Origin of the sequence: Brevundimonas sp. AJA228-03 (genome assembly GCF_017795885.1) — a bacterium.
Lineage (GTDB): Bacteria > Pseudomonadota > Alphaproteobacteria > Caulobacterales > Caulobacteraceae > Brevundimonas.
In genome coordinates this window covers 941,687-960,253 of record NZ_CP059297.1, presented here as the reverse complement: position 1 = coordinate 960,253, position 18,567 = coordinate 941,687, and the positions used below count along the sequence as shown (strand labels likewise).

Below are 18,567 nucleotides of genomic sequence, written 5' to 3'. Positions count from 1 at the left end.
CGCCGCCGGAATGCGTCCGTTCCATCATCTGCTGGTCAACAATCTGGTGGCCAACGTCACCAATTTCACCGTCTGGTTCGCCCTGACCTTCTGGGTCTATCTGGAGACCCGGTCGGTGTTCGCCACGGGCATGATCGCGGGACTGTATCTGGCGCTGACGGCCGGGCTGGCCTTCTGGCTCGGCAGCCTGGTCGATCACCATCGCAAGAAGCGGGTCATGCTGGGGTCCAGCGTCGCTTCGGCCGGATTCTATGCGTTGGCCCTGATCCCGCTGGCCCTGACACCGGATGCCGCGCTGCGGTCGGTGTCGGGGCCGTTCCTGTGGGTCTTCATCGGTCTGATCATGCTGGGCGTCATCGCCGGCAATATCCGCACCATCGCCCTGCCGACGCTGGTGACCGTGCTGGTGGACGAGGATCGGCGCGACCGGGCCAACGGGCTGGTCGGCATGGTCACAGGGATCGGGTTCCTGACCACCTCGGTGATCTCGGGGTTTCTGGTGGCGTGGGGTGGCATGGTCGCGACCCTGGCGATCGCCCTGGTCCTGACCGCCCTGGTCTTCCTGCATCTGATCCTGGTGCCGGTGCCGGAGCCAGCCCCGCCGTCCGAAGCCGGCGAGAGGACCGCGCCGCGCCGAGTCGATCTGAGGGGGACGATCCGGATCGTGGGAGCGGTGCCGGGCCTGTTCGCCCTGATCCTGTTCGCCACTTTCAACAACTTCCTGGGCGGGGTCTTCATGGCGCTGATGGACGCCTACGGCCTGTCGATGATGCCGGTCCGGCAATGGGGCCTGTTGTGGGGCGGCGTCTCGATCGCCTTCATCCTGTCGGGGATCCTGATCTCGCGCGTGGGTCTGGGGAGCCGTCCGTTGCAAACCCTGATGATCGTCAATCTGGTGGCCTGGGCGACGGCGGCGGTCTTCACGATCCAGCCCTCCATTCCGCTACTGGCGGCGGGGTGTTTCATCTGGATGTTCCTGGGCCCCTATGCGGAGGCGGCGGAACAGACGACGCTACAGAAGGTCGTGCCATTCGAGCGTCAGGGCCGGGTGTTCGGCTTCGCCCAGTCGGTGGAACAGGCCGCCTCCCCCCTGACCGCCTTCCTGATCGGCCCCCTGACCCAGTTCCTGGTCATCCCCTTCATGACCGACGGCGCGGGAGCGGAGGCGATCGGGGACTGGTTCGGGCGCGGCCCGGCCCGGGGCATGGCCCTGGTCTTTACGGTGGCGGGGATGCTGGGGCTGATCGCCACGATCGTGGCCTTCAACTCGCGCTTCTATCGCCGACTGTCGGCCGCCTATGCGACGTCGGCACCGGAGACGGGCACCCCCGCATGACCCCGGTCGAGTCCGTCCGCATCGATGTCTGGCTGTGGCGGGCGCGGTTCGCGAAAACGCGGTCGCTGGCCGCTTCGATGGTTGAAGCCGGTGCCGTGCGCCTGACCCGCAACGGCGTCCAGACCCGGCTCGACAAGCCCAGCCGCAGTGTTCATCCGGGCGACGTGCTGGTGTTCGCAACCGGCGGCCGGGTCACCGAACTGCGCGTCCTTGCCATGGGCCAGCGCCGCGGTCCTGCCCAGGAGGCGAGAGCGCTCTATGACCTGCCGAATTCCAGCGCCCCGGACGATCCGGCGACGCACCATGGTTGACAGCTTCGATGGCTGAGGTCATCTGCCCGACCGGGTTCAACATCACCGACAGCTGCCGCCGCCCATGACCTACATCGTCACCGACGCCTGCGTGAAGTGTAAGTTCATGGACTGCATCGAGGTCTGTCCGGTGGACTGCTTCTACGAAGGCGAAAACTTCCTCGCCATCGCCCCCGACGAATGCATCGATTGCGGCGTCTGCGAACCCGAATGCCCGGTCGATGCCATCAAGCCGGACACCGAGGACGAGCCGGACGGCAAGTGGCTGCAGATCAATGCCCAGTATGCACGGGTCTGGCCCAACATCACGGTCAAGGGCACTCCGCCGGCCGACCGCGAGCAGTTCGAGCGCGAGACGGGCAAGTTCGAGAAATACTTCAGCCCCGAGCCCGGCAAGGGCTCTTGAGCCCCTCGGTCGTATTGCGGTCATAATGTGCGGTGCCCGGAGCATCTCGCGCGTGACGTTTTGAAATTGCCTCGTTTTGTGATATGTTCCTTCACATTGGGTCGGGCGGATCGCGTTTTCTACGCGCCGCCTGCGTTTGCGACAGAACCCCGTCCATGAAGGCGGGGTCGGCCAGAGGTTCGGTGATCCGTTTCCACGACTGACGAATGATGCTCTTTCCACTGGCGATCCCCGTCGCCGGTCGATGGAGCCGTTTTCGCCGTCGCGTATTCGTCTCGCCAAGCCCTGCGTCCGGGAAAGGAATGACATGACCACCAAGAGCGTTCTGGAATTCAAGGTTGGCGACGCGGTCGTCTATCCGGCGCATGGCGTCGGCAAGGTCGCGGCCGTCGAGGTCCAGGAAGTCGCCGGCATGTCGCTGGAGGTCTATGTCGTGACCTTCGACCACGAGAAAATGACCCTGCGTGTCCCGACCCGGAAGGCCAAGACCGCCGGCCTGCGGTCGCTGGCGTCGGAAGACGTGGTGACCAAGGCCCTGACGACGCTGAAGGGCCGCGCCCGCATCAAGCGTACGATGTGGAGCCGCCGCGCCCAGGAATATGAAGCCAAGATCAACTCGGGCGATCTGGTCTGCATCGCCGAGGTGGTTCGCGACCTGCACCGCGCCGATTCGCAGCCGGAACAGTCGTATTCGGAGCGCCAGCTGTACGAATCGGCTCTGGACCGGATGGCCCGCGAAGTCGCCGCCGCCAACCGCATCGACAAGGACGCCGCCGTCCAGCTGCTGTCCAGGTCGCTGAGCGCCAAGAAGGCCAACGCCCCCGTCGCCGAAGTGGTCGACGAAGACGCGGAAGCCGAAGCGGCCTGATCCTTCGGGTCGTGCGGACAAGACCAGGCCCGGCGGAAACGCCGGGCCTTTTCCTTGGCTAGCCCCGCAGCTCCTGCTTGACCCGTTCGGCGAGGGTCTTGATGTCCAGCGGCTTGGGCAGGAAAGACACCCCGACCTCGTCCTGTAGCAGGTCCGAGAAGTCGCTCTCCGCATAGCCGGAGATGAACATGACCGGGGCGTCGCCCAGGTATTGGCGCGCCTTCTTCAGCAGGCTGGGCCCATCCAGGCCCGGCATGATGACGTCCGAGATCAACATGTCGATCTGGCCGGCCCATTCCTCGGCGAGGATCAGGGCCTCCTCGCCGTCGGCGGCCTCGATGACCTCATAGCCGCGCTGACGCAGCAGCTTGGCGGCGATGCTTCGGACGGCCGCCTCGTCCTCGACGAACAGGATGCGGCCGTTGCCGGACAGGTCGCGCGGCGCGGCCTTCTTGACTTCGACCGGAGCGACCTCAGTCAGTTCCTGTTCGGTCGCGGCGGGCAGGAAGATGCGGAAGGCCGCGCCCCCTACACCGGAATCGGCCCCGTCGAGGTTCGTCACGCCGATATGGCCGCCCGCCTGCTGGACGATACCGTAGACGGTCGCCAGCCCCATGCCGGTGCCCTCGTTGACGGCCTTGGTGGTGAAGAAGGGTTCGAAAATCTTGTCCAGCAGCTCGGGCGGCACGCCGGGTCCGGTGTCGGACACCTCGATCAGGGCGCTGTCGCCGGCCGGAGCCTCTCGCCAGCCCAGAGTCCGCGCCTGCTCCTGCGAAAGGCGCAGGGTGCGGATCGTCACCACCCCGGCCCCGGGCTCGACCACGCCGCGCATGGCGTCGCGGGCATTGACGGCCAGATTCATCACCGCGGTCTCCAGCTGTGACTTGTCGGCCAGGACGATCGGCAGATCACGGCCGTAGTCGGTCTCCAGCCGCACATCCTCGCGCAGCAGGCGGCGCAGCAGGACCGCGAACTCTCCGACCAATTCGCCGAGATCCAGCCGTTCGCGCCGCACGGTCGATTTCCGCGAGAAGGCCAGCAGCTTCCTCACCAGGTCGGCGGCGCGGATTCCGGTCTGACGGATCTGGTTCAGGCCGTCGTAGGAAGGATCGCCGACCGGGTGGCGTTCCAGAAGCTCGGAAAGCTGCAGCTGGATGGCGGTCAGCAGGTTGTTGAAGTCGTGGGCCACGCCGCCGGCCAGCTGGCCCACGGCCTGCATCTTCTGGGCCTGCGACAGCTGCAGCTCCATCGACTTCTGGGCCGAGACGTCGAACAGCCAGACCCGCCGCTTGTCGCCTTCGGGCGCGACATACAGGTGCAGCATCCGGTCGGGGTGGGCGCGCGCGACCAGCTCGATCGGGCCGGTCGATCCCGCCGCCATCCGTTCGCGTGCCTCCATCACACCTGTCGGATCGAACAGATGGCCGAAGGCGGCATCGCGCGCCGCGGCCGGGCCGGTGAGGACCGCAAGCGCCGGGTTGGCATCCTCGGCCCGCCCGGCGAACAGGTCGTCCCCACCGATGATTGCCGATCCGAACGGAGCCCCTGCCGCCATGGCCCGCCCCTCGCCCGCCTGGGCCACATAGGCATTACCTGCCACCGGCGGGGGCGCGGCGGTCAAGGTCGCTTCGGGAGCCTCCCGGACCAGAAACCGACCCTCCCCGGCCTGGCCGATCAGGACCTCGATCTCGCGCGTACCTATGGTGACGATGGCGCGGCCCTGGTGACCGGACCGGGCCTGGGCGAAGGCCATGTAGAGGGCCTGGGCCGACTGGGCTTTCGGCAGGGCGACGGTCGCGCCGTTCTGCGACACCCAGGCTCCATTGAAGGCCAGGATCTGGCCGCTGGCCGTGATCAGGGCCGCCGGTTCCGCCATCGCATCCAGCATCTCGACCGCGACGTCGCCGTCGGGACGCGCGGGCTTGCGGGTCTCGATCCGTCCGAAGGCAAACAGGCCCAGCAGGGCGATGCCCGCGACGGCGATCATGAGCATCATGTGCGGCGTCGCGATCGGCCCCGCGCGAAACATCGGCCAGGCGACGGCGGCGACGGCGACCGTGAATCCCACCACCATCAGGATCAGGGTGATGTCGACCGGCGGCCTGGAACGGGTCGGTCCGGTTGTCGTCATGGGGTCGCTCCCGCGAATCGCAGGGCGTAAGCATACGCGCGATCCAGCGGCCTGGCGAAATCGCCCGTCGCGCCATCGGCCGCAGCCCGGAGGCGACGGGGCTGCGCTATGGCTCGGGTCATGCCTGACCCCCTTGATCGCTTTCCCCCCTCGCGTGCCGCCGGCCTGCGACGGCTGGCCGACTTCGTGCCGCATGCGGGAGAGGCCTATGGCATGGGACGCAACACCGATGCCGGGCCGGAGGGACAGCAGGCAGTATCGGGCCTGTCGCCCTGGCTGCGGCACAGGCTGGTGACCGAACACGAGGTCATCGCGAGCGTGCTGGGGTACCACGATCCGCACGCGGCCCGGCGGTTCGTCCAGGAAGTGCTGTGGCGGAGCTACTGGAAGGGCTGGCTGCAGATGAACCCGGAGGTCTGGACCCGTTTCCTGACCGAGCGGGATGCGCCGCTTTCGTCAGACCTGGCCCGGGCGGTCGCGGCAGCCGAGGCGGGCGCAACCGGAATCGAGGGCCTCGACGACTGGGCGCAGGAACTCGTGCAGACCGGCTATCTGCACAATCACGCGCGGATGTGGTTCGCCTCCATCTGGATCTTCACCCTGGGCCTGCCATGGGCCCTGGGTGCCGAATTCTTTCTGCGCCATCTGCTGGACGGCGATCCGGCCTCGAACACCCTGTCCTGGCGATGGGTGGCCGGCCTGCAGACCGTGGGCAAGACCTATCTGGCGACGACGGAGAATATCGAGCGGTTCACCAATGACCGGTTCCGCCCGCAGGGTCTGGCGACCCGCGCCCTGCCGCTGGTCGAGGCCCCTCTGCCGGCAGCCAGGCCGCTCGCGCCCTTGAAGCAGTCACCCTCGCCGGGCCGAAGCCTGCTGCTGGTGACAGGGGAAGACCTCAGTCCCGAGAGCGCCCTGCCGGCCGGGTGGCGACCCGAGGTCGTGGTGATCGCAGTGAGCGGCGATCCACAATCACCCTGGCCCAAGGGCAAGGCGGCAGCACGGTTCGCCGCCGCTGCAGTGGAGGACGCGGCGACCCGCTGCGCGGCCCATTTCGACCGCCCCTGTGTCGTCGCCTCGTCGCTGATGTCCGATGCCGTGCTGAAGATGGCCCGGGACGCGGAGACCGATCAGGTGGTCGTGCTGGAAGCGCCGGTGGGTCCGGTCGCCGATGCCGTCGTTCAGCTTGAGACTGTGCTGATGGGACAGGGCATCGCCCTGACCCGGGTCCGCCGATCGTGGGACGACCGGCTCTGGCCGCTGGCGACGAAGGGGTTCTTCAAATTCAAGGAGCGCGCGCCCGCCGCCCTGATCGCCGAAGGCCTGCGGATCTGATCGATAACCGGAAGCGTCAACCCGCCGCCCGGCGCATCCCCGGCTGGCGCTTCTTCATCACGAAGCCGATGACCTTGGCGGCGGCTTCGAAATGCTCGCGCGGAATGGTCTCGTCGATGTCCACGGCAGCGTAGAGGGCGCGAGCCAGGGGTACGTTCTCCACGATCGGCACATCGTGCTCGCGCGCGATCTCGCGAATACGCATGGCGACCGCGTCCACGCCCTTGGCCACACAGACGGGGGCGGCATCGCCGGCCTCATAGCGCAGGGCGACGGAATAGTGGGTCGGGTTCGTCACGATCACAGTGGCCTTGGGCACGTTCTGCATCATCCGCTGACGGCTGCGCTGCATGCGGACCTGCTTCAGCTTCGCCTTGATGTGCGGGTCGCCTTCGGACTGCCTGAACTCCTCCTTCAGCTCTTCCTTTGTCATCCGCATCCGCTTGGCGAAGCGCATCTTCTGCCAGATGAAGTCGCCCCCGGCGGCCAGAACCTGAAAGACCAGGGCCGCGCTCATCAACGCGATCATCATGTCTCGCGCCAGGGGCAGGATGGTCAGGGGCGACATGGCCGCCATGATTTCGAACTGGCGGGCGTGGGGCTTCAAAACCATCCAGCAGATCACGCCGACCGCGATCAGCTTCAACAACGTCTGGGCGAACTGCATCAGGCCGTCGGGGCCGAACATGCGCTTTAACCCGGCCATGGGGCTGACCTTGTCCCATTTGGGCATTATCTTCTCGGCCGAGATGGACATACCCGACTGGGCGACGTTGCCGCCAACCCCACCCAGGATCGCCGCCAGCATCACGGCTCCCATGAAGGGCGCGACCACCCAAAGGGCACGGGCACCGATCTCCACCCCGCCGCCCGCCTCAAATCCGCCCAGCATGGAATGGGGCGCGGCGATAAAGGGCAGGAAGCCTTGCGCCATATTGGTCGCGAAATAGCCGCCACCCATGATGAGGACGGCGGTCACGCCCAGCAGGCTGAGGGCCGGGGCGACGTCGGCGGATTTCGCGACGTCGCCCTTTTTTCGCGCATCCTCAAGTTTCTGAGGTGACGCCTCTTCTGTCTTGGACTCTGGATCGGTGTCGTCAGCCAACGACGCCTCCCGAGACGAACAGACTGGCAAGAGCGCGGTAGCGGTCGATGAAGACCGTGCCCATCACCCCCAGCGCCAGGGCGAAGATCGACAGCCCCAGGATCACACTCAGCGGGGCGACGGCGAAGAAGACCTGGAATTGAGGCATCACCCGCGCCACCAGCCCCGAGGCCAGGTTGAAGACCAGGGCAAAGACGATGACGGGCGCGGCCAGTTGTATCCCCAGCATGAAACTGTCGCCGATGGTGCGAATGGCCAGTTCCGTGAAGTCGCCCATGACCAGCGGTCGGGCGGGCGCGATCAGCTCATAGGACCCGACCAGCCCGGCGATGAACAGGTGATGGGTGTTGGTGGCGAACACCAGCACGGTCCCGAGGATCATCAGGAAGGCCGAAATGGTCGCGGCTGGCGCGGCCTGAAGCGGATTGGCGGTCTGGGCGAAGGCGAGCGTCGTTTGCAGGGAGACGATCTCGCCCGCCGTGGCCAGCGCACCGGTGAAAGCCCGCAGGATCGCGCCGATCATCAGGCCGGTGACGACCTCGCGAATGATCCAGCCGACCATGCCGCCGATCGTCTCGGGCAGGGCGGGGAGCGCGTTGCCGACCACCGGCCACAGGGCCAGCGACACCACCAGCGCCAGCGACAGGCGGATGCGTGGCGGCACATAGCTTTCGCCGATGCCCGGCAGGCTGAGCAGGATCGCGCCGATGCGGGCGAAGATCAGCCCGCCGGCCCAGACCTGATCGGCGGTGGCATAGGGGTCCACGCGGGTCCTACATCCCGGCGATGCGCGCCGCGATCGTGCGCATGAAGGCCCCGAGCAGCCCGCCCATCAGCGGCAGGAACAGCAGCAGGGACACGAAGATGGCGATGATCTTGGGCGCATAGACCAGGGTCTGTTCCTGGATCTGGGTCAGGGCCTGAAACAGGCCGATTCCAACGCCGATGATCAGGCCCACGATCAGGATCGGCGCGCACAGCTGCACCGTCAGCCAGATGGCATCGCGGCCCACATCCAGAACTTCTGCGCCGCTCATCGTCATGACCCCAAAGCTTACCGGGCAGAAAATGCCGGGAGCGTGGTTAACGGGAGGTTAGGAGGATGGGCGGAGTGTGATGATGCGGCCGAGAAAGCGAACACCGCCGTCCCGGTCACATCCGATAATCTGGACGCTCCGCGTTCAACAGTCGCTTGTGCGCCTCCCACGCGACATCCGCGATCGGTCCGCCGAGAGCGGTTTCAGTCTGTGCCGATCGCTCGATGGCTTCCGCCGTCACGGCTTTCAGCGGCCGACCCATGCTGAGCGCCCGGACCTGGATCGAGCAGGCGCGCTCAAGCAGATACATTCGAAGGAAGGCCTCGGCCACATTGTGACCGACCGTCAGGGTTCCATGGTTACGCAGGATCATCATCTGGCGCAGGCCCAGATCGGAGCCCAGTCGCTTGCGCTCGTCGAGATCCAGCGCGACGCCTTCATAGTCGTGGTAGGCGATATTGTGGGCCAGAAGCATGGCGGTCTGATTGAGGGGCAACAGACCTTCCTCGAGGCATGACACCGCCACGCCATCATCGGTGTGCAGGTGGATCACGCAACCGATGTCATGCCGGGCTTCATGCACTGCGCTGTGCACCACGAATCCGGCAGGATTGATCGAGTGTTCCGTGGGGGAGAGGATGTTGCCGGCGAGGTCGATCTTCACGAGGTTGCTTGCCGTCACCTCCTCGAACAGCAGGCCATAGGGATTGAGCAGGAAGGCGTCTTCCCCCGGAATGCGCGCCGAGATGTGGGTGGCGATGGAGTCTGTCCATCCATAGTACGCCACCAGTCGGTAGCAGGCGGCCAGGTTCACCCTGACAGTCCATTCCCCGGGGGTCATCGCGCTTGCGGACTGAGGTCTGTGCAGGGGCGCGGTGGTCATGGCTCTCTACCCCAGCAGGGCGACCTGCACTTCCCGCTCGCCCTCATAAGGGCTGCGGCCATGTGCGGTCAGGATGTTGTCGACGAGAAGCAGGTCTCCCTCCTGCCACCGGCAGGCCTGGATCAGACTGTCCAGAACCAGATAGAGCGCCTCGAGATCTTCGGGATCGAAAGGCTCGCCATCGCCATAGGTCGGATTGAATGGGCCTTTGAGATGATCGCCGTAATGGTCGCGGTAATCCGCCCATTGTCGTCCCAGAGTGCGATGATTCAGCGTCTGGCTGGCAATATGGTTGAACCAGACGGTCTCGCCCGTCAGCGGATGCTCCATGAAGCCGGGCGAAGTGTAGAATGTCGAAAGACTTCCATCATCCTGCCACACGGGTTGCAGTCCGACGGAGCGGCAGGCCTCCTCCACTGCTGTCGGGTCATCGGTTCCGAAGGCGTCCATCCACGTCTTGTGCAGGATCGCCCGCCACGGCTGGATGTCTTCCGGGGCCCTGAAGTTGCGTTCATACCGGACGCCCCGCGCCTTTACCTGATCCCATAGACGCTGCGGCAGGCGGCTCTCCAGATCCCTGAAATCCGCCAGAATCGTCTCGCCGCCCGCCCAGGCCGCCCTTTTGCTGAAGAAGGCGATCATCCGGGGAAAGCGCGGCAGGTAGGCCATTTCCTGATGCAGGACGAGGTTCCACTCCTTCGGCGCGCGGGTGGATTCAAACACCCGTTCTGCAATCTGGCCACGCGGCGCGACACCACCGATGTAGGTCATGTCATTTGTCGGATAGTGGTTGATCGACCTCTGGAAATCTTCGGTTCCTTTCAGCGGGAAGCCGCGAAACAGCAAGGCACCGTGCCTGGCGGCAAGATGATCCAGATCGGCCTTGTGAGCGCTGAACCAATGGACGAAGGCATCGATGTCTCGCGCGAGGCGCTGATTCAGAGGATACAGGAAGGCGGGCACACCGCCGGGGTGAACGTCGATCCGGACCTGCCCCTCGCTCCAGGTTCCCTGACTGCGGGCGTTGCCGGATGAGCCTGACCTGACACTGCCCTCGTCAGCGCGAAACGGCTCCAACGCGTCCATTCGCTTCTTCCCATATTATCGTTAGGCGAAGCGTGCTCCAATTAGTCTCCTTCTGCAAGTTAGGCCGGCGACTGCGCCTTTGCCCCGCTCGCGCCGTATCCCGCTTCACAGGGCCTGGCCCCCGACAAGTCGCTACGGATAGAAGACCGTAGAGGGCGACGATCCATAAACCGGCCCCTCCCCGCTCCGGCCCGCGCTGTTCATATCCCTGCGCATGACCGAGCCTTTCCCACCGACGTCTCGCCGCCGTTGGCGCCGTGATCAAACGGGCCGGGGAAATGCCGGCAAGGAGGTCGAGCCGCGCCTGTCTGGAGCGAACCCTCGCGGAGGTCGGCGGCTGCGACCCGATGGTGGTGTTGAAGGACATCCGCTTCGCGTTCTTCTGCGAGCACCACATGCTGCAGGCTAGCCCCCGGCCTTCTCCCTCTGCACGTCCGCCGCAGTGCGGCGTCCCAGCCGGTCGAGCGCTGCGGCATGCGCCAGATGCGGCGCCCGCCAGTGCGGGGGCGAACGGTTCAGCCTGGGCGTACTTCTCCGCCGCCCCGGCCCAGCGCCCCTGGGCGGCGAGGGCATCCCCCCAACCCTTGAGCGGATCGGCCCAGCGCGGGCCGCGCTGGTGGGCGTCCCGGAAGCGGGTGACGGCGCGGGCCGTGTCGCTAAGCCCCGGCAGGGTCAGGGCGCGGCGCTGATAGGCGAACGGCAATGACGGAGTGAGGCGGATGGCGACTCCGTACTGGCGGTCGGCCTCGGCGTGCAGGCCGCGCGCCTCCAGCACATCGGCGCGGAAGGCGGCGCAGGCGAGGTAGCGGTCGCCGCGCAGGAAGGCCGCCTCGGCCTGGGCGTACCGTCCGGACAGCCCCTCGCCGAGACCGAGGAAACAGGGCGCCTCGTAGAAGGTGAAGGCGACATCGCCATCGGACTGCAAGATCGCATCCAGCCCCTCGGCGGCGGTGAGAGCCCCTACGCGGTCGCCCGAGCCGAGAGCGCGGTAGGTCTCGATCATGCGCCGTGCCGCGAGGGTCAGGGGAGCGTCGGGAGCCGCGCCGGCGAGATAGCGGAATGCGCCGGCGTCGTCATGACGGCGGCCTTCGGAATCGGCGAGGCCGATCTCCTGACCCCCCAGGGCGCCCTCCCCGCCGGCCCTTTCGATATCAGCCTCGGCGCGCTCGATCTCACCGGTCCAGTCCTGGGTCAGCAACAGGCCGTTGGCGCTCAGCATCGGCTCGCCGTCGGGGGTCGATCGCGCCGCCATCTGGCGCGCCGCGCGGGCGGCGGCTTCCTCGCCCTCCGCGTCGAACAGCGTTGTGACGAGCATCTCCCAGACATCCAGGTCGTCAGGCTCGATATTGAGCGAGAGCCGGAGCTTCTCGGCGGCTTCCGCCGGGCGACCGAGGGTCTCCAGCAGGATGCCCCAGTCGTAGACCAGGGCTGCACGGGATCCGGGGTGAAGTGCATAGGCGTCGGGGATGAACCGCTCGGCGTCCTCGTAACGCCGGGTCTCGAGCAGGTAGCTGGCGAACAGCTAGGGCTCGAACCGGCCGTAGATGTATTCCGCCGCCTCGGTGATCAGGCGCGGCATCCCCGCCTCGGACCCCGTGAAGGAGCGGCCGCGCACGCCGTCGGCGCGAATGATCAGGGAGACCTCGCCGTCGTTGCTGACGGTCATGGGGCCGCCGATATGAGTCGCCTTGCCGAACCAGCCGCGCAGCAATTTGTCGATCTCGCCGAGCGTGACCCCGGTCGACGGCGTCGAGGCTTTCGGTCGACCTATCGCGACGCCGACCCAGCCAGATGCGTCCCTCGCGCTGGATCTTCGTCGGTCATCCAGCCCCCTGAAGACGCCAGACTAGACCGATGTTCGGCGGCGGCAAAGCGGTCCGGTCCTTGCGGATTTCCCCTCCGAAGAGAGGTTTCCGATGACCTGGACCGCGATATCGACCCGAAACGGGACACCCGCCATCTCAAGGGGGGGATGGCTCGACGCGCTGCGCTTCATCGTGGCCTCCCTGATTATCCTGCATCACTTCCAGGCGGCGGGACCTGTTCCCCTCGCAGAGGAACTGCATCCGGTGTTCGAGCGGGGTGGCTTCCTGCTGACCAATTTCTTCCTGATCGACAGCGGATATGTACTGATGCGGGTCTATGGCGGAGCGGTCGGACGGGGCGCGATGTCGCCGGGCGACTTCTTCATCAAGCGGTTCCTGCGGGTCTATCCGGCCCATCTGATCATGGGTCTGTCGCTGGTCGCGCTGGTGCTGATCAGCGCGGTGGCGGGCGTCGCGCCACGCAATCCCGAATGGTTCGCCTGGGACCAATTGCCCGCGCAGCTGACGCTGACACAAGGGTTCGGGATTCATGGTGGACTGGGCTGGAACGCGCCCAGCTGGTCGATCTCGGCCCTGCTCGGCTGCTATGTCCTGTTCCCCTACATCCTGAGCGGCCTGAAGCGGCTGGGGCCGTGGTCGGCCCTGCTGGCAGTGGTCGGGCTGTACCTCATCGCCAATGCGGCGACGCAGGCCTGGCTTGGTTTCCCGGTCTATCAGATGCCGATGAAGTTCGGCTTCTTCCGCGCCCTGCCGCTGTTCATCCTGGGCATGGGACTGGCCGTCTTTGCCGAACGGATCTGGATCGCGCCGCGCCTGGCCCGGATCGTCGGCCTCTCGGCCGCAGTCGGGCTGGCTGTCGTTCAGGCGTTCGACAAGAATGCCCTGATCTCGCTCGTCTTCATCTCGCTGATCATCCTGGCGGCAGGGGCAATCCCGGTGTTGAAGCCCTCGAGACTGATCGAGCGGGCCAGCGTGATGTCCTTCTCGATGTTCATCACCAATGAGGTCGCGCGCATTGCCTGGTTCGGCGTGGCCAATCTGCTGATTGCCAGATACGCCCTGTCGGTGCCGGTTCAGTGGGGCCTTTGGGGCGCGGGGGTGCTGGCCGCCTTCGTCTTCGCCTTCGCCTTCCACACGGCTATCGACCAGCCGATGCAGAACGCCATCAAGGCCTGGCTGTCACGTCGTCGTCAGGGTCGGCGCCCGGTCGAAGCCGGCGCTGTCGTGTTGCAGGAAGGCTGACCGGAGCCGTCAGATTTGGCGGCCTTGCGGGGATCGGTCATCTGCCGCAGTGACAGGCTATGTCTGCAGGTCTGCTTCGCGACGTCTACATCACCGGAACCGGGGCCTTCCTCCCCGGTGATCCCGTCGGCGTGGACACCATGGAGACCTTCATCGGCCGCATCGGCGGGCGCAGCTCGGCAGTAGGTCGCCGGGCGCTGCGGTGGAACGGGGTCGAGACGCGCCACTATGCCCTGACGCCCGAGGGTCGGCCGCTGCACTCCAACGCCTCGATGACGGCGGCGGCGACGAAGGCGGCCCTGGAGGACGCGGGCCTGTCGATCGGCCAGCTGGGTCACCTCGCCACGGCCACGACCCAGGGCGACTATATCGTCCCCGGCCATGCCAGCGCGGTGCATGCGGAACTCGGTGCGGGACCGATCGAGATCGCCAGCTACCAGTCGGTGTGCGCCTCCGCCCTGATGGCGGCCAAGGGGGCCTGGCTCCAGGTGCGGACCGGCGAGGCGGACGTCGCGGCGGCGGCGGCGGGGGAGTTCTCGTCCCGCTGGTTCCGGCCGGAGTTCTATGAGGGCACGGCCCTGGTTGACGTCAGGGGCCGGGCGAGGGTCGAGGCGGACTTCCTGCGGTTCACCCTGTCGGACGGCGCAGGCGCAGTGGTGATGGAGCCCCGGCCCCGACCGGACGGCCCGTCTCTGAAGGTCGAGTGGATCGATCTGATCTCGCTGGCCGGGCGGTTTGATCCCTGCATGTGGGCGGGCTCGACCTTCGCGGACCGGGCAGACATGACGAGCGCCTGGAGCCACGCCGGGCCGGTCGCGGCGCATGCGTCGGGGTCTGTGGCCCTGGTGCAGGATTTCGAGCTGCTGAAGATCGTCATCCGGGCCTGGATCGGAGTCTGGCTGGAGAAGGTCGATTCCGGCCGGATCGTCCCGGACGACGTGGACCACCTGCTGTGCCACTACTCGGCGCGGTCGCTGCGGGAAGAAATCGTGTCGGTGCTGAAAAGCACCGCCGCCATGATCCCGGAGGAAAAGTGGTTTTCGAACCTGCCGAGCGTCGGCAACATCGGCGCGGCCTCGATCTGGGTCATGCTGGACGAGTTCATGAAGTCGGGACGGGCCAGGACCGGCGAGAAGGTCCTGCTGATCGTGCCGGAGAGCGGGCGGGCCATGGTCGGTTTCATGATGTGCGAGGTGGTGTGATGGCGGACGGAACACGCGTGGACGACCAGGTCGCGGAGACCCTGCGCAAGCTGGCCGTGGTCTTTGCCGATTTCGAACAGCGGCTGGAGGCGACGCCGCTGATCAGGAAGCTGACACGCGGCCGGTTCGAGCTGGCCGACTATCAGCTGTTCCTGATCAACCTGCGCCAGCAGGTGAAGGACGGGGCCCTGTGGATGAGCCGTGCAGCCTCGAACATCGGCGAGACGCATCTGGAGCTGCGCTCGACGCTGATGCGCCATGCGGTGACCGAGCATCGCGACTTCCGCCTGCTGGAGGCCGACTTCGTCTGTTCGGGGGGCGAGGTCGAGGTGATCCGTTCGGCCCCCAAGAACGTCGGGTCCGAAGCCATCTCGGCCTGGATGTTCCATGAGGCGTCCAGGCCCGATCCGTTCGGCCTGCTGGGAGCCATGTTCATCATCGAAGGGCTGGGCTCGATCAAGGCCGCGCCCTGGGGCCGGCTGGTCAAGGAGCGACTGGCGCTGCCGGACGAGGCGGTGCGGTTCCTGCTGTACCACGGCGAGAATGACGCGGAGCACATGCGCGAGTTCGAGGAGATGCTGCGGATGGTCCTGCCCGACGCCGCCGTGGCCGAGCGGATCGTCATGACGGCCAGGGTCACCGCCCGCCTGTATGCCTTGCAGATCGAGGAGATCGCCGCGTGAGCCTGCCCGGCGGCGGCGACACGGCGCAGTGGAAAACCGATCCGTTCGACGCGCGCCGCCATGACGCGAACGATCCCGACCCGTGGCTGGCGCTGTATCTCGATCACTCCCTGCCGATCGATCCGCAGGCCAAGCGGGCGCTGCTGCTGGGGGCGCGGTCGTGGTCGCGGCGATGGCTGTTCCCGGTCAGTCGCCCGGTGGTGTTCCTGTTCTTCTGCGTCGTGAAGGTCCTGCGGGCCATCTCGCCGCGCTATCCCAATCTGAACGGCCTGCTGCACAGGTCCATCCACTGGGGTCTGCGGACCTTCGGATCGCCGGAGTGCAACACCCTGATCCTGCGCCATTTCCATGTCGGGACCGAGCTGCTGGCCTTCCTGAAGGCCAATGCCGGGATCGATCCGGCGCTGGTCAGGACGGTGCCGCTGAAGCCGCTGACGCTGAAGGATCTGGAGGACAATGTCTTCCTCCAGCACGACCTGAACATCTTCAACTTCATCATCGAGCTGAACATGGCGCTGCGGGCCGCGGGCAAGGAGATCACACCGCCCGAGCGGGTCGACTTCTCCATGCTGTCGGACATAGAGTCGGCGTTCGAAACCTTCCCGACCGGACCGCTGAACCGGATCGACATCCAGACGGCGGTGGAGTTCTACACGCCCCTGTATGCCCTGATGCTGCCCCGCGCCGACTTCATGCGGGCCAGCCATTCGCTGCAGCTGGACGAGATCGTCGGCATCTATATCGGGCGGATCCTGGGCACCGACTATCACATGCATTTCGTCAAGAACGGGCATCCCCTGGTGACGCTGTCGACGTTGCAGGCCGGGTTCCGGCTGATGATGCACGGGCTGGACTGCGAGGCCATGCACGGCTGGCTGCGGGTGCTGAAGGCCCGTCAGGAGGCGGGGCTGCCGCTGGATCCCCGCGATCCCACGGGCGGGCCGGAGCTGGACTGAGGCGTGGTTCCGTCGTCGAGGTCGGCCCGGGCCCGGGCCGCGAGATCGAAGAAACGGTCGCGGACCCCGGCCGCATAGGGGTTCTCGCGTTCGATCGCGCGAAAGACGGCGGGCGAATCGTAGCGGACCATTTCGACGGCCTGCATGATCCGCTCGAAGCTGGTGGTGGTCATCCGCGTCGGCAGGGGCTCCATCGACAGCAGGACGCGGGAGATCAGATGGGTCAGGCCCTGGACGACGGCCGCCTCGCGGTCGTGATCCTCCGGAGAGACGATGAAGACCTTCAGCTTCAGGGCGCGGCGGCAGAAGGCGGCGACGCGGCGGGCAATGCGGTCGCCGCGCACCGGACAGACGGCGATGCGAAGCCCCGCGATGCCGTCCCGCGCGCTCTGCGGCCCGAACAGGGGGTGGGTCCCCACGGCCTGGACCCGGGCGGGCAGGTGCTCGGCCATCAGTCGGGCCGGACCGACCTTGACCGAGCCCACGTCGATGACCAGCGCGCCGTCCTGCAGGTCGGGTCCGATGGCCGACAGGGTCTCTGCCAGAGCCTCGACGGGGACGGCGAGGATCACCACCGGACAGGCGGCGGCCGTGGCCAGGTCGGTCAGGCGGGCCACGGTGCCCTCCTCCACCGTGGCCGCCGGGTCATGGGCCAGGACCTCGAACCACGGCGACAGATGCCGGGCGGTCAGGCGGCCGAAGGCACCATAGCCGATCAGGCCCAGCCGGGGACGCGCTCCGGCCGACCCGGTCACGCGGTCAGGGCTTCCTGAAAGTTGACCGGGCGGCCGTGGGCCGTGCCGATCAGTTCGCCGTCGGACATGACGACCCGGCCGCGCACGATGGTGGCCATGGGCCAGCCCGTCGCCTCGAAGCCGTCGAAGGGGGTCCAGCCGCAACGGCTGGCCTGCTGATCGTGGGTGATGACCCGTCTGGCCTTGAGATCGACCAGGGTCAGGTCGGCGTCATAGCCCTCGGCCAGACGGCCCTTGTTCGCGGTCTGGAAGACCCGCTGGGCCCCGGCCGAGGTCAGGTCGACGAACCGTTCCAGCGTCATCTTCCCGTTGGCGACATGGGTCAGCATGACCGGCACCAGGGTCTGGACGCCCGGCATGCCGGAGGGCGAGGCCGGATAGGGCCGGGCCTTTTCCTCTTTCGTGTGCGGGGCGTGGTCGGAGCCGAGCACATCCACCACCCCCTGATCGATGCCGCGCCACAGCCCGGCGATGTGAGGGGCGTTGCGGATCGGCGGGTTCATCTGGGCATAGCCCTTCAGCCGCTCATAGGCCTCGTCGCCGTCCAGGGTCAGGTGCTGGGGCGTGGTCTCGACCGTGGCGACGTCCTTGTGATGCGCCAGGAATTCGATCTCCTCGGCCGTCGAGACGTGCAGGACGTGAATGCGCTTGCCGGTTTCGTGGGCCAGCCGGACGAGGCGGCGGGTGCTCATGATCGCGCTTTCGGCGTCGCGCACATCGGTGTGGCTGGTCCAGTCGCCGGTGCGGGCCAGGGGCCGGCGCTCTGCCAGGCGGTATTCGTCCTCGGAATGGAAGGTGGCGCGGCGCGACACGGCGTTCAGCACCTTTCGCACCCCGTCGTCGTCGGCGATCAGCAGGTCGCCGGTCGAGGCACCCATGAAGACCTTGACCCCGCAGCAGCCGGGCAGGCGCTCCAGCTCGCCCAGGACGTCGGCATTGGCGTGGGTTCCGCCAACGTAGAAGGCGTGATCCGTCCACATCCGGTCGCGGGCGCGGGCCAGCTTGTCGGCCAGGGTGTCAGCGTCGGTGGTGTTGGGTTCGGTGTTGGGCATCTCGAACACGGCGACGACGCCGCCGAGGGCCGCCGCACGAGACCCGGTCTCCAGGTCTTCCTTCCATTCCAGGCCGGGTTCGCGAAAATGGACCTGGGTGTCGATGACGCCCGGCAGGACCGTCAGACCCGAGGCGTCGATCACCTGGCCCGCCGAGGCCTGGGACAGGTCGCCGACGAAGGCGATCCGACCGTCGCGCACGCCCACGTCGGCAAGGCCGCGTCCCGCATGGTTCACCACCTCGCCGCCACGGACGATCAGGTCATAGGTCTGGGTCATCGAAGAGTCCGGGTCTGGAAAGGCGGGATCTGAATAGTCTGATTTCGATCAGACGAAAAACACCGTCCGACCCG

At 66.8% G+C, this 18,567-nt stretch carries 19 protein-coding genes; 9 read left to right on the top strand and 10 right to left on the bottom strand.

Features of this window, described 5'->3' with window-relative positions:
* The first annotated feature begins 10 nt into the window (after positions 1–10).
* The 4 genes from HZ989_RS04765 to HZ989_RS04750 all read left to right on the top strand — a co-directional run bounded on the left by HZ989_RS04765 (position 11) and on the right by HZ989_RS04750 (position 2,921).
* Positions 11–1,336: an MFS transporter gene (locus tag HZ989_RS04765; RefSeq protein ID WP_245162453.1), complete on the top strand. Its 1,326-nt coding sequence runs from the start codon at positions 11–13 to the stop codon at positions 1,334–1,336.
* Positions 1,333–1,647 (top strand): RNA-binding S4 domain-containing protein, encoded by a 315-nt coding sequence (locus HZ989_RS04760; RefSeq protein ID WP_209322489.1) that lies wholly within the window; start codon positions 1,333–1,335, stop codon positions 1,645–1,647. Before HZ989_RS04765 ends, HZ989_RS04760 begins: the two co-directional genes overlap by 4 nt.
* A gap of 64 nt (positions 1,648–1,711) precedes the next feature.
* Positions 1,712–2,053 carry a ferredoxin FdxA gene (gene fdxA / locus HZ989_RS04755; RefSeq protein WP_209322488.1) on the top strand — a complete coding sequence of 114 codons (342 nt, stop codon included), beginning with the start codon at positions 1,712–1,714 and terminating at the stop codon, positions 2,051–2,053.
* Positions 2,054–2,360: 307 nt separating this feature from the next.
* Complete coding sequence (locus HZ989_RS04750) at positions 2,361–2,921, top strand: CarD family transcriptional regulator (protein WP_209322487.1); 561 nt, start codon at positions 2,361–2,363, stop codon at positions 2,919–2,921.
* A 58-nt stretch (positions 2,922–2,979) separates the two neighbouring features.
* On the opposite strand, the gene cckA is transcribed toward HZ989_RS04750, so the two are convergent.
* Positions 2,980–5,052 carry a cell cycle histidine kinase CckA gene (gene cckA / locus HZ989_RS04745; protein WP_209322486.1) on the bottom strand — a complete coding sequence of 691 codons (2,073 nt, stop codon included), beginning with the start codon at positions 5,050–5,052 and terminating at the stop codon, positions 2,980–2,982.
* Between the two features lie 120 nt (positions 5,053–5,172).
* Between cckA and HZ989_RS04740 the strand changes: the two genes are divergently transcribed.
* Positions 5,173–6,387 (top strand): FAD-binding domain-containing protein, encoded by a 1,215-nt coding sequence (locus tag HZ989_RS04740; protein WP_209322485.1) that lies wholly within the window; start codon positions 5,173–5,175, stop codon positions 6,385–6,387.
* A 16-nt stretch (positions 6,388–6,403) separates the two neighbouring features.
* Here the strand turns inward: HZ989_RS04740 and flhB are convergent, their stop codons facing one another.
* From flhB to HZ989_RS04705, 7 genes are all read right to left on the bottom strand, one after another.
* Entirely contained in the window at positions 6,404–7,492 is a 1,089-nt protein-coding gene (flhB, locus tag HZ989_RS04735) for a flagellar biosynthesis protein FlhB (protein ID WP_209322484.1), read from the bottom strand.
* Positions 7,485–8,258: a flagellar biosynthetic protein FliR gene (gene fliR, locus HZ989_RS04730; RefSeq protein WP_209322483.1), complete on the bottom strand. Its 774-nt coding sequence runs from the start codon at positions 8,256–8,258 to the stop codon at positions 7,485–7,487. The genes flhB and fliR overlap by 8 nt, the downstream gene beginning before the upstream one ends.
* A gap of 7 nt (positions 8,259–8,265) precedes the next feature.
* Positions 8,266–8,529, bottom strand: a complete 264-nt coding sequence (fliQ, locus tag HZ989_RS04725) for a flagellar biosynthesis protein FliQ (protein WP_209322482.1) — start codon at positions 8,527–8,529, stop codon at positions 8,266–8,268.
* A gap of 115 nt (positions 8,530–8,644) precedes the next feature.
* On the bottom strand, positions 8,645–9,343 hold the full coding sequence (locus HZ989_RS04720) for a class II aldolase/adducin family protein (RefSeq protein ID WP_371812978.1): 699 nt from the start codon (positions 9,341–9,343) through the stop codon (positions 8,645–8,647).
* A 75-nt stretch (positions 9,344–9,418) separates the two neighbouring features.
* A complete protein-coding gene (locus HZ989_RS04715) occupies positions 9,419–10,498 on the bottom strand; it encodes a TauD/TfdA family dioxygenase (RefSeq protein WP_209322481.1) in 1,080 nt (359 codons plus the stop codon).
* A complete protein-coding gene (locus HZ989_RS15300) occupies positions 10,470–11,813 on the bottom strand; it encodes a hypothetical protein (protein ID WP_371812977.1) in 1,344 nt (447 codons plus the stop codon). The genes HZ989_RS04715 and HZ989_RS15300 overlap by 29 nt, the downstream gene beginning before the upstream one ends.
* A gap of 207 nt (positions 11,814–12,020) precedes the next feature.
* Complete coding sequence (locus HZ989_RS04705) at positions 12,021–12,164, bottom strand: hypothetical protein (protein WP_209322480.1); 144 nt, start codon at positions 12,162–12,164, stop codon at positions 12,021–12,023.
* Positions 12,165–12,414: 250 nt separating this feature from the next.
* Between HZ989_RS04705 and HZ989_RS04700 the strand changes: the two genes are divergently transcribed.
* From HZ989_RS04700 to HZ989_RS04685, 4 genes are read left to right on the top strand one after another with little or no spacing between them, the layout of a single operon-like run.
* Entirely contained in the window at positions 12,415–13,566 is a 1,152-nt protein-coding gene (locus HZ989_RS04700; RefSeq protein WP_209322479.1) for an acyltransferase, read from the top strand.
* 59 nt (positions 13,567–13,625) lie between these two features.
* Complete coding sequence (locus HZ989_RS04695) at positions 13,626–14,768, top strand: beta-ketoacyl-ACP synthase III (protein WP_209322478.1); 1,143 nt, start codon at positions 13,626–13,628, stop codon at positions 14,766–14,768.
* Positions 14,768–15,451, top strand: coding sequence for an iron-containing redox enzyme family protein (locus HZ989_RS04690; RefSeq protein ID WP_209322477.1), 684 nt, complete (start codon positions 14,768–14,770; stop codon positions 15,449–15,451). Before HZ989_RS04695 ends, HZ989_RS04690 begins: the two co-directional genes overlap by 1 nt.
* On the top strand, positions 15,448–16,407 hold the full coding sequence (locus HZ989_RS04685; RefSeq protein WP_209322476.1) for a hypothetical protein: 960 nt from the start codon (positions 15,448–15,450) through the stop codon (positions 16,405–16,407). Before HZ989_RS04690 ends, HZ989_RS04685 begins: the two co-directional genes overlap by 4 nt.
* Here the strand turns inward: HZ989_RS04685 and HZ989_RS04680 are convergent.
* On the bottom strand, positions 16,347–17,162 hold the full coding sequence (locus HZ989_RS04680) for a prephenate dehydrogenase/arogenate dehydrogenase family protein (RefSeq protein WP_209322475.1): 816 nt from the start codon (positions 17,160–17,162) through the stop codon (positions 16,347–16,349). The two genes, HZ989_RS04685 and HZ989_RS04680, sit on opposite strands and share 61 nt — an antisense overlap.
* Positions 17,159–18,493 (bottom strand): dihydroorotase, encoded by a 1,335-nt coding sequence (locus HZ989_RS04675; RefSeq protein WP_209322474.1) that lies wholly within the window; start codon positions 18,491–18,493, stop codon positions 17,159–17,161. Before HZ989_RS04675 ends, HZ989_RS04680 begins: the two co-directional genes overlap by 4 nt.
* Positions 18,494–18,567 lie beyond the last annotated feature (74 nt).

Excerpts from the sequence above, each read along its gene's own strand:
- HZ989_RS04765 (WP_245162453.1), top strand. The coding sequence starts at position 11 with ATGCGTCCGTTCCATCATCTGCTGGTCAACAATCTGGTGGCCAACGTC.
- HZ989_RS04760 (WP_209322489.1), top strand. The coding sequence starts at position 1,333 with ATGACCCCGGTCGAGTCCGTCCGCATCGATGTCTGGCTGTGGCGGGCG.
- fdxA (WP_209322488.1), top strand. The coding sequence starts at position 1,712 with ATGACCTACATCGTCACCGACGCCTGCGTGAAGTGTAAGTTCATGGAC.
- HZ989_RS04750 (WP_209322487.1), top strand. The coding sequence starts at position 2,361 with ATGACCACCAAGAGCGTTCTGGAATTCAAGGTTGGCGACGCGGTCGTC.
- cckA (WP_209322486.1), bottom strand. The coding sequence starts at position 5,052 with ATGACGACAACCGGACCGACCCGTTCCAGGCCGCCGGTCGACATCACC.
- HZ989_RS04740 (WP_209322485.1), top strand. The coding sequence starts at position 5,173 with ATGCCTGACCCCCTTGATCGCTTTCCCCCCTCGCGTGCCGCCGGCCTG.
- fliQ (WP_209322482.1), bottom strand. The coding sequence starts at position 8,529 with ATGAGCGGCGCAGAAGTTCTGGATGTGGGCCGCGATGCCATCTGGCTG.
- HZ989_RS04715 (WP_209322481.1), bottom strand. The coding sequence starts at position 10,498 with ATGGACGCGTTGGAGCCGTTTCGCGCTGACGAGGGCAGTGTCAGGTCA.
- HZ989_RS15300 (WP_371812977.1), bottom strand. The coding sequence starts at position 11,813 with ATGCTCGTCACAACGCTGTTCGACGCGGAGGGCGAGGAAGCCGCCGCC.
- HZ989_RS04705 (WP_209322480.1), bottom strand. The coding sequence starts at position 12,164 with ATGACCGTCAGCAACGACGGCGAGGTCTCCCTGATCATTCGCGCCGAC.
- HZ989_RS04700 (WP_209322479.1), top strand. The coding sequence starts at position 12,415 with ATGACCTGGACCGCGATATCGACCCGAAACGGGACACCCGCCATCTCA.
- HZ989_RS04695 (WP_209322478.1), top strand. The coding sequence starts at position 13,626 with ATGTCTGCAGGTCTGCTTCGCGACGTCTACATCACCGGAACCGGGGCC.
- HZ989_RS04690 (WP_209322477.1), top strand. The coding sequence starts at position 14,768 with ATGGCGGACGGAACACGCGTGGACGACCAGGTCGCGGAGACCCTGCGC.
- HZ989_RS04675 (WP_209322474.1), bottom strand. The coding sequence starts at position 18,493 with ATGACCCAGACCTATGACCTGATCGTCCGTGGCGGCGAGGTGGTGAAC.